Annotated in this window: 15 protein-coding genes; 2 read left to right on the top strand and 13 right to left on the bottom strand. The window is 37.6% G+C overall.

All coding sequences use genetic code 11. The features are described 5' to 3' along the window. Nucleotides 1-389: 389 nt before the first annotated feature. The 5 genes from N693_RS18830 to N693_RS0103365 all read right to left on the bottom strand — a co-directional run bounded on the left by N693_RS18830 (nt 390) and on the right by N693_RS0103365 (nt 4,527). Nucleotides 390-938: a DUF2441 domain-containing protein gene (locus N693_RS18830; RefSeq protein WP_051508680.1), complete on the bottom strand. Its 549-nt coding sequence runs from the start codon at nt 936-938 to the stop codon at nt 390-392. A 386-nt stretch (nt 939-1,324) separates the two neighbouring features. Continuing rightward, on the bottom strand, nt 1,325-2,023 hold the full coding sequence (locus N693_RS0103385; protein WP_025783369.1) for a peptidase E: 699 nt from the start codon (nt 2,021-2,023) through the stop codon (nt 1,325-1,327). A 74-nt stretch (nt 2,024-2,097) separates the two neighbouring features. Beyond that, the gene (locus N693_RS0103380) at nt 2,098-2,664 is read right to left on the bottom strand and encodes an NUDIX hydrolase (protein WP_025783368.1); all 567 of its coding nucleotides are present in this window, start codon (nt 2,662-2,664) and stop codon (nt 2,098-2,100) included. A gap of 126 nt (nt 2,665-2,790) precedes the next feature. Next, a complete protein-coding gene (locus N693_RS0103375) occupies nt 2,791-3,429 on the bottom strand; it encodes a hypothetical protein (protein WP_025783367.1) in 639 nt (212 codons plus the stop codon). Nucleotides 3,430-4,059: 630 nt separating this feature from the next. Further along, nucleotides 4,060-4,527, bottom strand: coding sequence for a GNAT family N-acetyltransferase (locus N693_RS0103365; RefSeq protein WP_025783365.1), 468 nt, complete (start codon nt 4,525-4,527; stop codon nt 4,060-4,062). A gap of 344 nt (nt 4,528-4,871) precedes the next feature. Here N693_RS0103365 and N693_RS20525 point away from each other — a divergent pair, with 344 nt between their 5' ends. Next, nucleotides 4,872-4,982 carry a putative holin-like toxin gene (locus N693_RS20525; RefSeq protein ID WP_253271151.1) on the top strand — a complete coding sequence of 37 codons (111 nt, stop codon included), beginning with the start codon at nt 4,872-4,874 and terminating at the stop codon, nt 4,980-4,982. A gap of 313 nt (nt 4,983-5,295) precedes the next feature. Here the strand turns inward: N693_RS20525 and N693_RS0103355 are convergent, their stop codons facing one another. The 8 genes from N693_RS0103355 to N693_RS0103320 form a co-directional block, all read right to left on the bottom strand. Next, the gene (locus N693_RS0103355; protein WP_025783364.1) at nt 5,296-6,012 is read right to left on the bottom strand and encodes a hypothetical protein; all 717 of its coding nucleotides are present in this window, start codon (nt 6,010-6,012) and stop codon (nt 5,296-5,298) included. Nucleotides 6,013-6,324: 312 nt separating this feature from the next. Continuing rightward, a complete protein-coding gene (locus N693_RS0103350) occupies nt 6,325-7,815 on the bottom strand; it encodes an aldehyde dehydrogenase family protein (RefSeq protein ID WP_025783363.1) in 1,491 nt (496 codons plus the stop codon). A 285-nt stretch (nt 7,816-8,100) separates the two neighbouring features. Then, complete coding sequence (locus N693_RS0103345) at nt 8,101-8,763, bottom strand: lysoplasmalogenase (protein ID WP_025783362.1); 663 nt, start codon at nt 8,761-8,763, stop codon at nt 8,101-8,103. 93 nt (nt 8,764-8,856) lie between these two features. Further along, the gene (locus N693_RS0103340) at nt 8,857-10,836 is read right to left on the bottom strand and encodes a bifunctional UDP-sugar hydrolase/5'-nucleotidase (protein ID WP_216593573.1); all 1,980 of its coding nucleotides are present in this window, start codon (nt 10,834-10,836) and stop codon (nt 8,857-8,859) included. 15 nt (nt 10,837-10,851) lie between these two features. Beyond that, entirely contained in the window at nt 10,852-11,565 is a 714-nt protein-coding gene (locus N693_RS0103335; RefSeq protein ID WP_025783360.1) for a GntR family transcriptional regulator, read from the bottom strand. Between the two features lie 62 nt (nt 11,566-11,627). Further along, nucleotides 11,628-12,242, bottom strand: coding sequence for a sterol desaturase family protein (locus N693_RS0103330; RefSeq protein WP_025783359.1), 615 nt, complete (start codon nt 12,240-12,242; stop codon nt 11,628-11,630). A 449-nt stretch (nt 12,243-12,691) separates the two neighbouring features. Beyond that, nucleotides 12,692-13,864, bottom strand: coding sequence for an MFS transporter (locus N693_RS0103325; RefSeq protein ID WP_081760073.1), 1,173 nt, complete (start codon nt 13,862-13,864; stop codon nt 12,692-12,694). A gap of 62 nt (nt 13,865-13,926) precedes the next feature. Next, on the bottom strand, nt 13,927-14,616 hold the full coding sequence (locus N693_RS0103320) for a FadR/GntR family transcriptional regulator (protein WP_025783357.1): 690 nt from the start codon (nt 14,614-14,616) through the stop codon (nt 13,927-13,929). Between the two features lie 399 nt (nt 14,617-15,015). Here N693_RS0103320 and N693_RS0103315 point away from each other — a divergent pair, with 399 nt between their 5' ends. Beyond that, nucleotides 15,016-15,651: a 2OG-Fe(II) oxygenase gene (locus N693_RS0103315; RefSeq protein ID WP_025783356.1), complete on the top strand. Its 636-nt coding sequence runs from the start codon at nt 15,016-15,018 to the stop codon at nt 15,649-15,651. Nucleotides 15,652-16,109 lie beyond the last annotated feature (458 nt).

The following is a 16,109-nucleotide window of genomic DNA, read 5'->3' as shown; positions in this document are numbered from 1 at the left end:
ATTCATGTTGTTTTCTTCTAAGTAGGCAGAGTTGTTTTCTGTAACCAGTCTAATTCCTCATGTGTTGCATTTTTATTTTATTGCACTGGAATCTCTTTTCATCTATATCCATAGCTCATTTACAAATAAAAGTTGTCGCAATACTCGATAAATATCCAGAGATTTATACCAGTCACTGACGGTATTTTTTATCAAAAAAATCCAGACCTGTTTTAATGCTTTTCAGATCTGGACTGTATAGGTATTTGCATACTAGTAACTTACAATCTTCTTATACTATTTCAAATACAGCTTAATCTTCCATAGTTGTCTCTCACACAGGTACATTCTGTGATATTTTACAAACTGCGTACCATATTCCAGTGCTTGTTGACCGCAAAAATAATTTTTTATAGCATTAGAAACTCATCAATGATTTCCGCAACCTCGATTTCTCCGTTAATTAGAAGCTCAGGGAGATCGTTTTTCACATTGCCATTCCAATACGATCTTGCTTGTTCAACTTTTCTAGCAAACGCAACACCATCTGTTTTTGGTAAAAGTTCTCCGTCACCCTCGAAATAATTCCCAACAACTTTTAGTTTAACAATCTGCAAGACGTTGCGATTGTACGAAACAAATAATTCTTTCCATTTGAGTGCTTCTTCGTAGCTTTTTGCTGCGTATAGGCAAGATAACCTTGATGGATACTTAGGAAATTCCTGCAGTCTGACCATTTCTGTTATCACTTCCCTAATAGCTCTAATCGTTTGATTTGCATAATCAACAACTACTTTTGCATTATCTTTATCTAAGTTTAATCCATTATCTGTATAATGTTCGTACAAAATCTGCATAAAGTCTTCACCGGTAGACGATAATCGTTCCTTTTCAAAGAAGAAGCGATATAAGGTGTTTTTTTGTTGCTCGCCAAAACAAAGTTTCTGTCCAAGACTCATTCTTTGATTAGTAACAATGTGATAAGCAAAGAACTCTTCTTGTTCAAGATTATACTTAATCTTCTTTTTGAGCTGTTCGTTTTCATTCTGTAAGCTTTCGACCTTCTTCGCCTGCATAACAAGCCATTTAAACTGGTCAGCTTTTATTTCTGTTCTCTTTATTAAATCCGCACCATCATCGTGCTTAGCTCCCTCTTCAATCATTTCTAAATATGCTTTCTTAGTCTTCTCGTCCATTTTTCTGCCTCCCTAGAAGATTTGAAAATCGGGAATGATTTTAACGCGGGAAGGATCGCTATTGTGGTACCTGAAATCTCAACATTCATGAATGTTGAGCATACAATACACCTTTAACTAATTTAAGATCTTATCCCACAAACATTCGTTCAGTAAGAACCTAAAAATTCTGTTTGAAGTTCCGTCTCTATAACTGAATTTTCAAAAGAAACACGATATGCTTTAGCATTTGTCCTGGAGCTAACTATTTTACTAATTTCTTGGTCCTTATAATGAATGGCAACTCCATCATCTGCCGCAAACCCTGATTGTATTTTATTTGATTCAATAAGTTCGTGATATGCAGGTCTTCTTTCTATTTCCCCATCGTAATGGGGACAATTACTCCCATTTAAAAAACCCAAACACTGGATTGGTTCAAGTCCATCCCCATACGAATCAGTAACCCCTTCTTCAAACCAGCAAATGGAACCCGCACTTAATCCAGTTAAAATAACTCCCTGATTCCACGCTTTTCTTAAAATCTCGTCTAAGTCCCATTCTTTCCACAAAGCTAATAGATTTTTAGTATTCCCTCCACCAACATAAACAATGTCTTTCTCTAAAATAAAGCTCTCAAAATCCCTTGTCGGAGGTTCAAATAAAGATAAATGAGATGGTTGACACTCTTGTTGATTGAAAAAGTCATAATATCTTGAAATATAATTATCGGAATCTCCACTTGCAGTAGGGATGAAGCAAATATGCGGATTTGCTCTCTTTGCTTGTTTTAATATATACAAATCTAACAAAGGGTTATCTGGTTCCATTGAAAACCCGCCACCACCAAGAGCAATTATTTGTCTCATCTACGTCCTCCTTTCAGAAAAAAGTAATAAGAAATAAGCTCTACAAATAAATTTTGTAGAACTTGGCTGGCCGTTTAGCTTAATCTTCCAGGTTCGTTTTTAAGAATATAGTTCTTAGCCATAAAAAAAGCTGTTGCCGTAAATAACTGTGTATTAATTTTGTTTGCCACTAGTTCATTTTCAAAATTATTAAAGTCGCATAATCTAACCTTTATTTCTTCAGTATCATCTAAATCTTGCTCATATGCGCTAAATGCATCAAGGATCAGAAAGGTCCTAACTTTATTGTTTTGTGTTGCTGGATTCACCATAAATTCACCTAAGAAAATAGGGTTTTTCAAAGAAGTGTAACCTGTCTCCTCTTTCACCTCTCTAATTAAGCCTTCCTCATGCGTTTCGTGCCCTTCTTTTTTCCCGGCAGGAACTTCTAAGAAGAAATCATCCCCTCCATAACGATATTGTTCAACCAGAACAATCTGATTTTCTTCCGTAATGACAACCGCATTTACCCAATCAGAATATTCATTAACACAATAATCATCAATCACTTTACCGTTTGGAAGCTCACAACGATCTATTCTAATATTCCCGAATGGACTTTCATGTAAATACTTTGATTTTATCGTTTTCCACTTGTTCATAGTTATCCTCCGAAATACATTTCTTTTTTCTATCTTACTTTAGGATCTAGTGTTTTATAATACTCCTTCTAAGTCCAAGACTAATTCAAGATTGACGAAAATTCGCAGAATATTTTTACCTTTTTCTCAGAAATCTTCCCACCATTCATCGTCCTCTAAAATCACACCATTCTCAGCAATATAGGCAACCACAACTTTACCGTGTAGCAATTTATCATTGGTTTTCAAATATGATATAAATTCGTTGAAAACTCTCTCATCATCTGCTTTCTTTTTTCTGGGTAAAGTCAAACGAATAGTTGCCTCGACATCGAAATCTTTATAACTACTAGAGCCATTAGGATCAATTCCTAAATCATTTCCAATCTTGTCATTAAAGAAGGCGTAGACATCGATGTTCTCTCCGAGATTTTCCGAAAGAAAAGGATGTATTTCACCCTCTAGTTCCTTTCTCCACTTACTTGCAATGTACGTATCCACCAATTTCTCTGTTTCATCATCATAATAAATTAAAAAGTCAGTGTTCTCTCTTATCGCTTTTGCAGCATATTCAAATCCGAAGTTGCCCATATTGTCGTACAAGGCATCATAGACTTCATAATTCCCATTGAAATTTTCCTTTAAATATTGCTCAGCTTGGCTTTTTATTGCTTCTTCTTTATCCTTATCCGGCTTCATACTTTGAAGAAAGGTGAATACAAGTAGTGCAATGCCTAAAGTGATAACCCCAAACACAACAAACAAAATTTTCAAAAACTTACGCATAGCCTTCCTCCTTTATAAATACTTGAATTTAGATGTCTGCCCTATATCCTAGTAACATTTACCTTAGCTGTTCCGTTTTCAATTATTATTATTTTGCCTAGGTGTTTAGAAAAATTATATTTCCATACTTCAATAATACGGTAGAATTGTGACCTCTTTACACTTTATGACGTTCTATTTTATTAAAGGTTCATCATTTTCAGTTTTATTTAGCTAGAACATTTTTATATTTTGTACACATCGTCAAATGTCTAGTAGAAAGCGTAGGGCCACCTCCGTACCTGCAATCATTTTCCGAATTATTGCTGTGAACCATTTTTGAGTTCTACATACTTCCAAACATTGAATAGTAGTATTCCAAAAAGAGTAATATACGCTATACTTAGGACCTTAACAAACCAGACACTGAATCCAAAGATTATTGCACAAACAATATATGCAATCCAAACACTAATCGTTAAAAATAATAAAGCTCGACGTCTTTTATTCACACTGCTCCCCCTTTAGAACTTGCCAACTAATTGTATGTAAAATAGCAGTAAAAGAGTTCACAACCTTGGACTATTACTAGAAATGCACTGATCCTAAATTTTATAAACGAGCGAGACTAAGTAAGATCCTTATAGCTGTTTACTTTACACAGACATACCGCATCCTCATAAACTCAAATCGACTACCATTTGTGTCTTGCATGAAGGTTCCTGTCGTTTCGAAACCTGCTTTTATGTATAGTTTTATGGCTCTTTCATTAAATGTAGCTACTGACAACGTTATATTTTCTGGGTTATACTTTGATATTGCATAGTTTAGACCGGATTTGAGAAAATCCAATCCAAAACCCCTCCCCGTTAGTTCAGGTTTCATTCCCAACCCAATATCAACAGAACCAGTTTCATTATCAAAACAGAAAAACCCAATTTCTTCGTCGTCTAATCTAACTGAAAAATATTTCTCCCCACGTTCTAGAGGATTCAAAAATTCAGCTAAATCCTCCTCATCCGCCCCAATATCATAAAAAGAATATTTGCCTTCATAGAGCCAGTTTGAAGCAATATTTTCTGCTTGTTTTTGTGACATTTTACTAAAAATATAATCCATGATAGCTCCTCATACCTTTCATCAAAATACTAAATATTCCGCTTCAGTCCTAATTATAAAGGATTTCCCCTAACATCATCCAAGCTCGCTTTCGATTCATAATGGTCCTAATAATGCGTAACCGTTATCCAACAACTACATCCCCTTGAGAAAGAACTTACTATTTCTAAGTATACAGATATTTTTCTTCATGTTACTGAAATTAGATCTTTATAATACTAATTTTATTTTTCATAAAAAAAGAAACATACGTTTGGTTTTATACTTAATAAATGGTATAATAATAAGGTAGCGATATATAGCGGATGGGCGGTTGGCACTCCCTTGAGAAAGGGGGTGTTACTATGGTAACCTACGAAGCAATTAGCATGTTATTCCAATTCGGAATGTTCCTCGTGGCAACTGTAACAGCGGTTGTATCGATGATTGCTCTATACACCAAACAAAAAAAGTAACCACCCTCCGCTACCACGCTAAGTAGATGAGATGGTTACTTTTAACACTCTTTTCCCACTGGCTAACCGCACTTCATGCGGATGTCAGCTACAATGACTGGGTGTTCTAGCACCCTGTCTTTTTTAGTATATGTTAATCTTATCACATTCATACGATTTCATCACTTCGATAAGACTCAAAACCAACTTTAAATTATGTACCTGGTAGTTATACGATTAGTAATCCCTGTGCACCGTTCAACTCGAATACTATTCAAATTCTTTCTGGAGTTGAGCCTTGCACAGACAGTCATCACTAAGTATATTGTCCCATTTAAATTGGTACATCCACCGACAAAAACTCAGGAAGAGATTGTTCACGTTTATCCAACATTATCTGTTCCGGTTTTACCCCCTGCTCACGCAGTACTTTAATATTCTGCACAAGGAATTCATCGCTACCGACCACATAGAAGAGTCCATCCTTGTCTGAAGCAAGTTGCTTCACTTCTTCATAGTAGTCTTCTCGGTTATCAACAAACTGTGACGTGAACTTCTTATCAGGCGTGGACTCAAAAATAGTAGTGAATAAAAAATCTTTTGATGAGTCAATGTTCAGTGAATGGATTTGATTGACATTGTCTGCACGTTCAAAATAATCAAGTACCAGCGGTCTGAACGTTGCCAACCCTACACCTGAAGACAGCAAATATACATTTTTGTCTTCTCTTTTTAGTGGTACATTTGAATGTGTTTTAAATATTGCAACTTCATCACCGACATCAAGATCTCTCAAAATTGTTTTAAACTCAGAGCACTGTTCTTTTATACGGGTTGTAATACCAATCGAATTTTCATGAGGCAACGTGGAAATGGACATATGACGAATCAGGCTACGATTCGGTTTCTCTCCGGCATTAAAACCTTTCAGTGCAAAGTGAGTGTGAGACCCTTCTTCCCATGTAAAGTCTTCAGGACAATCGAGTAAATAGGTTTTAACCTCAGGCGTTTCTTCTATAATCTTATTTATTTTTGTCCAGTATATTTGCATTGTAAATCCCCCTTTACTAATTTTAAGTATCTTTCCTTATCTAATATACTATAGATGATAACAATTCTCAATTAAACTCCTCTTAATTAGAGATGCCTTTTAAGTAGTTTTCTCTTTGGACAAAGATTCATGAATGGTTCTCATACAATTTTAGATATTAAAAAAGAAACGATCACCAAACAATGATGATCGCTTCTCTTATTTACTTCCTTCACTTTAATTACAATTTTCATATAACCAGTGCCTCTACCTATGCACCGAACAACTTCGAATCAACTCAAGATCACATCGTGAACAGAAAGCAGTTTTGAATTAATACATGCCCTCGGTTTCTTCACTAGTATTAATGAAAATATTCTTTGTTTGAGTATAAGCGTCTAAAATACTTTTGTAAGTTTCACGACCGATACCTGATTTTTTATACCCTCCAAATGGCGCCCCGGCAGAAACGTTTGTGAATTGGTTAACCCACATCCTTCCTGTGTGAACGCCACGAGAGACGCGAAGCGCTTTATTAATATCGCGAGTGAACACGCCTCCTGCAAGTCCATAGTCGGAATCATTCGCTAGCTGTATGACCTCGTCTTCGTCTTTAAATTTAATGACTGTTGCGACTGGCCCAAAGATTTCTTCCTGAGCGATGCGCATTTTATTGTCGGCATCCGCTAAAATAGTTGGTGCCATAAAAGCACCATCACCTAATTCATCATCTTTAAGTTGATAACCGCCTGTAACCACTTTAGCCCCTTCTTGCTTACCAAGCTCTACGTATTTCAAAATTTTATCAAGTTGTTTTTGGTTAATTTGCGCACCCATTTGGACGCCTTCTTCCCATGGAAGTCCTACTTTAACTTTTTCAAAAGCTTCTTTCATTGCTTTTAAGAAATCTTCGTAAATATCTTCCTGGACAAAGATACGTGAACCTGCGCTACAAACCTGTCCTTGGTTTAAGAGAATACCCATTTGAACACCTTCAATCGCACGGTCCCAAGGAGCATCATTAAAAATAATATTCGCGGATTTACCACCTAACTCTAGAGTAGAAGGGATTAAACGATTAGCCGCTGCTTTAGCAACCTTATAACCTACTTCTGTAGAACCCGTAAATGCCAATTTAGAGATACCTTCATGGTTAAGGAGATAATCACCAGATTCTGACCCTTTACCTGTAATGATATTGACTACCCCTTTAGGTAATAGGGGATCAAATAACTTAGCAAACTCTAAGAGACTCAATGATGTTGAAGAAGACGGTGTAATGACAATTGTATTACCTGCAGCTAGCGCAGGTGCAAGTTTCCAAGCAGCCATAAGAATTGGGAAATTCCAAGGAACAACCTGTCCAACAACACCCAGTGGCTCTTTGAGAACGATTGTGAGGTTGTTTTCGTCTAGTTGTTGAGCTGTCCCTTCTTCTGAACGAATCACACCGGCAAAGTAACGAAAATGGTCAACAGCTAATCGAAGATCCGCACCATTTGTTTCTCTCAATGGTTTTCCGTTATCAAGCGTTTCTATCATAGCTAAATGATCTATATTTTCTTCCATTACATCAGCAATCTTTAGTAGAATATTACTTCTTTCCTCAATGCCTACTTTCGACCATTCTGGAAATGCTTTTTGTGCAGCGGCAACAGCAGCGTCAACGTCATCATGCGATGCATTAATAAATTCAGTTAGTTTTTCACCATTTGAGGGATTAATAGAATCGAGTTTTACACCTTTTGAACCTTCTGTCCATTCCCCATTTATATAGAGCTTATAAGATGAGTCAATAGACTGTTTTACATTTACAGAACTCATTTTTATTCGTCCTCCTTTGTATATCTATTTCATTTATTTCCCCGTAATAGTCTAACAACAAACATATAAAGTCTACTATCCATACATAACCTTCGACAAAAAAAGCTAGACTGTACACTACACACCTTCAGCACATTATAGTTATTTCGTGCACAGGTAACCACTTTTCGCTATTTTCGTAAAGCAAAAAGTAACCATCTCATCTACCTGACTTAGTAGATGAGATGGTTACTTTTAATGGATTCTAGTATACAAATTGTGTAGCAATCTTATCTTATTTTTTTCTTAACTAGGTATCGTCTTTTCCTTGTCAGGACTTAGCTTCACATACTGGCTCCCGATGCTTGCGGCAAAAAAGACTTGCGCAGCGTAGTAAGTAATCATGACGAGTGCATCACGACCTGGAAGCGGGGTAACAAATCGATCGATCGCAAGGAATGAATCCGAGCAAATAAACAGAAGTGCCCCTATTATCACCAGTGGCAAGCGTGTTCGAATCGCTTCCCACCCCATCAGCAGAATGACCCCCATATAAGCAATGATTGCTACGCCGAGCACCACTTCTCCTGAAGCGATTTGCGGAACCGCAATCCAAAATACCATAAAAATCCCGTAGAGGATAAGCGGTATTGCAGCAATCAGAGGGACGGACTTGCGGCGGGCTGTCCGGAAAGCAGCGATATAAAACAAATGGGCGACTAAAAATGTAGCAAGGCCAGCCATGAACCAATAAATTGCCGCATCCGCTACCATGCTCACGGCAAGGCCGATGAGAACAATCTTTTTATAGAGAGGAGAAACAAGAGACGTGTTCCTAGCCGCGTACAGGATAATCAACATCATTGGAACTAATTTCATTGCGATTTTGATGCCTACCGGTTCTTCCGGTATCAGAAAAATATAGACAAGCCCCATTATGGTAATTAGGGCCAGTAGTACTTTACGCAAGCAACTTCACTCCTTCTTAATGGCTGCCTGTGCACCACACAACTTAATACTATTAGAACTATTTCAGAGTTGTGTCGTGCCAAGGTAGCGGCTTTAAACTGCAGTTCCCTTTTTACGCTTTCTCCTTTTCACAATATAGGTAATCAGTATAGCAAGGAATCCAACGAAAGCTAGCACGATCCCGTATGCGGTTAGGATAATGCCATTCGGATTTTTAAGGATCGCAAAAATATTTGCATCATGAACTACGATTTTTCTATCTTTCAGTTGATTATAATAGGCGGGCACTTGTGCGACGCCGTCATCTTTTTCAAAGGATTTCATGTAATTGGCGATGGCGTACCATTCTTTCACTTCCTGGTGATCATTCATATAAATAATATGGTCTTCAAAATCTGTCACAGGCTTCCCCTCTTTTGTCTTTGGTACTACAGAGAGGATTCCAAAAGACTTTTCATTAACATAAGGGAGCATTTGAACAGAATATAATCCGCCTACGACACGGTAGAGTTTTTTATCATCGATTTCTTCCTTTGTGCCATTCTGAGACTGCAAGCTGATATCTGTCACTTTATTGAAAATGAGACGATTTGTATTAAACGTATAGCTTAAACCAGCGATATACAACTGAACCTCATTCATAATCGGTGTAATTGAGGCGTCGACTTCCGCGACCGTCTTTAATTCTTTCCCGGTTAGATATATATCTAGAAGAGGATACCCAGAAATTCCATCGGGGCCAATGCCTAAAGAATTTACATTGAACACATTTGAAACCGTGATGTTCCCCTTACTAAATGAATTTCTAATAGTACCAACAGGGACAACAGCTGCAGCAATCGGCTCATACTCGCTCCCTTCCAATTGTTGAATGGTATGAACAAAGGAGTCTCCAATCAAATTGCCTAATGGTTCTTCTTGTTGATCGATTCCTAACTCTGTAAAAGGAGTGAAATCGAAGGGTGTGTAAGCAAGCACTTCATCAAATTCCATTCCAAAGTGACGAAGGTAGTTTTCCTGAATCACATGTTTATACTCCTGAATTGTTTTGGTAATCTCCGGATCTAAAGGAAGAGAATCATCGATTAACTGTAGTTCATAATTATTGACTGTCCATTTGTTTTTTTCATTCCTTGAAACAGTTAGCACACCTAAATTTTCTCCATATTCGCCGGCTGAACCTAAAATTGTATCCCCTACAATAATTGGTTCTTCTAGAGTTGTATGGCTATGACCACTAATAATAACATCAATGTCCGGAACCTTTTTTGCTATGAGTTCATCCTCTGATTGGGACGGGTCTTCGGACGTACCTGAATGGGAAAGAGCAATGACAAGGTCTACTTTTTCGTCATTCTTTAGGGTGGCAACTGTTGACGTGGCACTTTCTATCGCATCATTAAACGTAACACCGGACATAGGAGCGTTGCCAGCTGCTTCTTCTCCCATCAACCCTAATATGCCGATTCTAATCCCTTTACGCTCGATGACCATATAATCTTTCACATCGTACTCATTCATCGCTTCTTTTAAAGCTTTTATGTTGTCGGCTAACTCCCCATCCTCATCTGTCGGAAAGATCGTATTTGAAGCAACAATGCTAGGAAGTTCTTCACCACTATCTTTCGCAGCGCGTAAACTTCTCGCTAACCCTTCCGCTCTAAAGTCAAACTCATGATTTCCGATTGTAGTTACATCATATCCCATTTGTCCCATCATTTTTAAACCTGGTGCGTCCGTTTGGTAAATCGTTTGGAACAATGTCCCCATCGCGAAATCACCCGCATCGACTAATAGGGCATCCGGATCTTTTTCTCTTTGCTCTTGAATCGCACTATGTAATCTAGCATACCCGCCAACTGTCACTTCCCCTTGCCCTCTATCGATTTCAAACGGAAGGAAATTGTCATGTAAATCATGCGTGAAAAGGATGGTTATGGAATCCTCAGCTGAAGCAGCGTTCCCTTTTGGTAGATCCATCATGAAGACTGTTGCTATAAGTAGAACGATTGAAAGAAACCTGACTAGTAATTTAGTAATTGTAATCCCTCTCCCCCTTAAGTATCTGTGCAAAGCATAACTTGCTTATTACATGTCATCGAACCTAAATCTCACACCTATTTTTTCATCAGATGACAATTGATTTGCCCATAGCGTATAGCTTTTTTCCATCATCGCATGGGCGAGCTCTTCTGCTAGCTGATCATCCCCTTTTAATGCAACGGCCATTAATTTCTTATAATAGCTCAACGAAGCTTCTCGGCGAAAAGAGCTTTCGAAGTATTTCATTGCCATTTTTACATAGGCCGTCTCAAAGCTATTAAGTACGAGTGCAAAAAGAGGGTTCTCTGATAACCTGGCTAACTCTTTTTGCACCTTCCAATCATAAGACGCAAATGCTTCCGGAGTGTCTGGCAACCCATCAATTTCGGAAAGCAAGCCCACTACTTTAGGGTGATTTAGCTTTACTGCTTTTTTTACATACTTGGGTGTTAGCGCAATACGCAGTTCTAAAAAGTAGAGAACAAAAGCATCGGGTACTTGGTCAAAGTACTCGATTATATCAACGATCGTTGTAATATTTCCGCCATACCAATAATCATTCACAACAGCACGTTGTCCTTTTCTAAGCGTCAGCCAGCCACCATGGCTGAGGCGCTGCAAGATTTCTCGAATCGCAGGGCGCCCTATTTCATAGATAGCCGCCAATTCTCTTTCCGTCTCAATTTGGCTGCCTGCTAAATATTCTCCTTGAAGGATTGCTTTAATGAGTTCTTTTTCAACAGATGCTGTTCGATTCATAGCAAGGTCTCCTTTTGGCAACGTATAAATAGAGAACGTAGAATACCTCTATCGCTTTCCACTCAAGTGCGCTTCTCTAAATTCTTTGCAGTCTCACTTTTTTCGACCGTTTTTTGATCTCTATAAGTTCCAAACGTTTTATCAACAGAGGTATGCGTCACACCAAACCAGTAGTTTTCATTTTTAAAGTGATGCCAAAGATGGGCTTTCTTAATCTTTCTCCCTATCTCCGTTAGCGGTTGAACAGGTCGATGTGCAATGTAGTGCTTCCATTCGTAATACATAAAATAGACAACGATGCCTGCTAGATAAGCAATCATTAATTGGAAGCTTCCTGTTATTAAGTAGAATAGGAGCGCAAAGATTGAGAAGCCCGGCAAACTGAACCAAAGGGGTAAAAATAACAGTTTTAAATTGTTAGGATCAGCGTGGTGATCAAAATGTAAGCGCTTAATCCATTTCAGCAAAAAAGGATTAGTTGGAGTCTTCATATGAAATAAAAATCGGTGGATTACATACTCACTCATTGCATAAGTCGCCATCCCAATAAGGAAAGCAATCCACGTACCAATGTAGAGAGCATTTAATAGAGTATAACCCATGAGCGGAATAAAGAGAACGAGCATAATAGTGATATCTGGATACGTGACAAACTCTTTCATGTACTTAGTATTCATTTACATTCCTCCTATCGTATAGTTGAAAAATTCTCAAGGTAGTCTAGCCTATGAAAATGTCACTCTTGGTATGACCAGTATTAATATTGGTCTTACCAAACTATATAGTTTTCTAAAAAGATAGTCAATTAAATTCGAAAGTACTGAAGGTTATTTAAAAGCAAATTAACAATTTTTTCTTCTACAAATTGCAGATCGGGCTCAATCAATGAATAGAATCATTATTTCGAAAGTGCCCCCTTCTCACACATTCGGTAATGGAATCAATTTCGTGAAAAATCCTCAAATGAGTTGTGAAACAACATCCCGTCTTAAAATCCTCTATATAAATAAAAGCTAGATGAGAGCTACAAAAAATAGCTTCCATCTAGCTTTTATTTTTTCTCTGCAAATGTTTCGACAACCTCTAGAATTGCAGTAGTGTTGTGTCGTACACAGTTAATGGCTTCTTATGATTGTAGCTCTTTTGAAATTGTATTTCCAAGTACTCTATCTTTTCCAGCCACAATACCTACTAGTAAGATGACGACAGCGAAAGCAATTAACATAATGAGAGGCATTGTCCAACTATCTGTCATATCATGTAAAGCACCAAATACAATCGGGCCAGTAGCTGCCAGTAAGTATCCAAACGATTGTGCCATTCCTGACATATCAGATGCTTCAACAGCATTGCTTGTTCTCATACTGAAAAACATCATCGATAAGCTAAATGCGCTACCTGCACCAATACCAATCATAATTACTGATATCGGTACGAATGAGGAATTTCCAATTAAAACGCCTGTTATACCAAGAATGAACAGAACCGAAATAGCTACAACTAGTAGGATTTGATTTTTCATTCGTTCGGCAAGTATAGGAATAATAAATGAAAATGGAATAATAGCAAATTGCATTAAAAATAGCATCCATCCAGCTGCACTCATACTATACCCCATGCCTTGTAGTATTTCTGGTAGCCAAGTCACTAACGTATAAAAAATAAGAGATTGTATTCCCATAAACAACGTAATTGCCCACGCAAGCGGAGAGCGAGCTAACGATAATTTCTCTTTTGGTGTTGCCTTTGAATATTCAGTCGGCTCTTTACCCTTTTTCAATTGTGGAGCCCAAACCGCAATGGCAATAATAACAGGAATTGCCCAAAATGCGAGTGATCCTTCCCAGCCAATTTCACCGATAGTTGTTAAAGGTACACTTAAGCCCGACCCAAGTGCTGCAAAGATGTTCATAAACACGCCATACATTCCAGTCATAATCCCAACTTTTAATGGAAAGTTCATTTTAATAAATCCAGGTAGTAGTACATTACCAAACGCAATTGCAACCCCGATTAGAATAGTTCCTGCAAATAATGCGCCTGTTCCAAATAATGATCTTAAGACAATACCAATTGCCAAGACAACTAATGAAAGGAAAATAGTTCTTTCCATCGTAATTTTATGGGCCACTTTCGGTGCGAGAGGTGAAAGTAGAGCAAATGCGAGTAAAGGAAGTGTCGTAATCGTTCCAGCCAAAGCATGGCTAATACCTAAATCCGTTCTTATTGATGTAATTAAAGAACCAATCGATGTAAGTGGCGCCCTTAAATTGGCAGCAATTAAGATGACGCCAATCATTAAGAGCCATTTTTTCTTAGAATCTATTTTTGTTTGTTGTAATTTTGTATCTTTTTGCAAGTTTAGTCCTCCTGAATGCGTTTAATCTTCTCTCTGAAATCGTTTATGTATTGATTTACATAACTAATAGCTGCATGCACATCTTGCTGCTTAATGGCTTCTAGTAATTCATAGTGAATCTCTTCACTATAGTTAAAGTATGCACCTGCCACCATTATTTCTTCGATTGAAGACTGCAGTGGTTCAGTTATATGTTCATAAAGACGTTCTAACATCTTATTATGTGATGCTTTGACCATTGCTTTATGAAATATAATATCTGCTTGTAAAAATTCTTGTACATCTCCTTTTTCAGATGCCAATTTACATAACTGAATAGACTCGGTCATTGCTTCTAAATCAAGATCATTACGTCGGATAGCTGCAAGCTGTGCTGCTTCTCTTTCTAAAGCAAGACGCACCTCTAACGTTTCCATGACGCTCGACTTTTCAACTTGTCTATGAAGGGCTACACCAAAGGCACTAGATGATTTTACAACCGTACCGCTCCCTTGTTTGGTCTCAAGTAAACCCGCATGAACTAGAGCACGAATTGCTTCTCTTAATGTATTCCGACTCACGTCAAATTCCTTCATTAATTGCATCTCTGCAGGCAATTGATCGCCAATTTGCCAATGGCTACTTTCGATAAGATGTTCAATTTGAATTACCACTTGCTCAACCAATGACAAACGTTCTGTCTTTTTCAGCATGAGTGCACCTCCAATGGTTCTTTTTGAAAAGTTGTAGGATGATTGGACTTAGCCAATATATCACTTAATTTACTATAAGTAAATAAGAGAACTCCTGTCAGATGTCGGTGGAAGAAACTATCTTTTTTATTTAACCAGTGATGATTGTTTTTTCACCAATATTTATTAAGCCTGTTAAGATATGACCGAATGGCAAACATATTAGTAAAAACAGGAATATATAACTACCTTTTTGACTACATTACTAATTTACGATACTCATTCCAGCATGCTAAAATAAATTAACTTTACATCCAAAGAGGAAGTGTGAACCGTACAAGAAGTCCGACATTAGCTGTACACTCATAGCCACAGGGCGTATTTGATTTGAAAATCAAACTATTGAAGAGGTGTTCGAAGTTGATAGCGGAGAATAAAGAGCAAACGATATTTAATCACGTTGGTAAAAAGATACTGACGGATAGAGAGATTGACATAGTCGCGAAAATCGAAGAACCATTGATTGTCGTTTTAGGCAATATGTTAAGTGATGAAGAATGCGATGAACTAATCAGATTGTCCACAGACAAGATGAAACGTTCAAAAATCGGCACGACACGTGAAGAAAACGAGTTGAGAACAAGTAGCAGTATGTTTATTGAAGAAAGCGAAAACCAAATTGTTGCGAGAATCGAAAAAAGAATTGAAGCGGTTATGAATATTCCCATTGAACATGGAGAAGGTCTGCAAATCCTGCAGTACAAGCCGGGTCAAGAATACAGAGCACATCACGATTTCTTCTCGTCGACTAGTAAGGTAACAAACAACCGAATTAGTACGCTAGTCATGTACTTGAATGATGTAGAGGAAGGTGGCGAAACGTTCTTCCCCCACCTGAACTTTTCCGTATCGCCGAGAAAAGGGATGGCCGTCTACTTTGAATATTTCTATAACGATCCAACATTAAATGATGTAACGCTACATGGCGGAGCACCTGTGGTAACTGGGGAAAAGTGGGTAGCGACACAATGGATGCGGAAACAGAGGGTACGGTGAGTGGGAGGTTTAACTGAATTAATTTGTTAGTTCCTTTTTCTGAATAGTGTAAACATACAGATCTTTAATCCATAGTTGTGGTGCCTGTGCGCGAAACAATCATGTTTGTTTAAACATGATTGTTTCGTGCACAGTCACCCAAACAAAATATTGATCCAGCTTGCATCGGGAACCGTAAGAGCAAGAATAATACCAACAATAATTCTTTTTACTAGACTTATTTAATTCTATTTAGTAAATAAGTTCTTCCCTAAATTCTCCATCATTTTCTCCCTCGTATATTATTTTTTTCAGATTCCTATGATAAAACATACATTCATCCCTTTACATCGATAAAACTTGTGAGTATTTTTACCGATGTTGCCTGAGGATTTATTTTGAAGTAAGTTTGCAAATTGCTCAACACTTATTCGATATTAGAATATTCACGATTTTTTCTGCATTTTCCAATCTCTTAA

It is taken from the genome of Sporosarcina sp. D27 (genome assembly GCF_000586555.1).
Lineage (GTDB): Bacteria > Bacillota > Bacilli > Bacillales_A > Planococcaceae > Sporosarcina.
The sequence above is the reverse complement of the archived record's forward strand: the minus strand, read 5'-3'. Positions and strand labels throughout refer to the sequence as shown.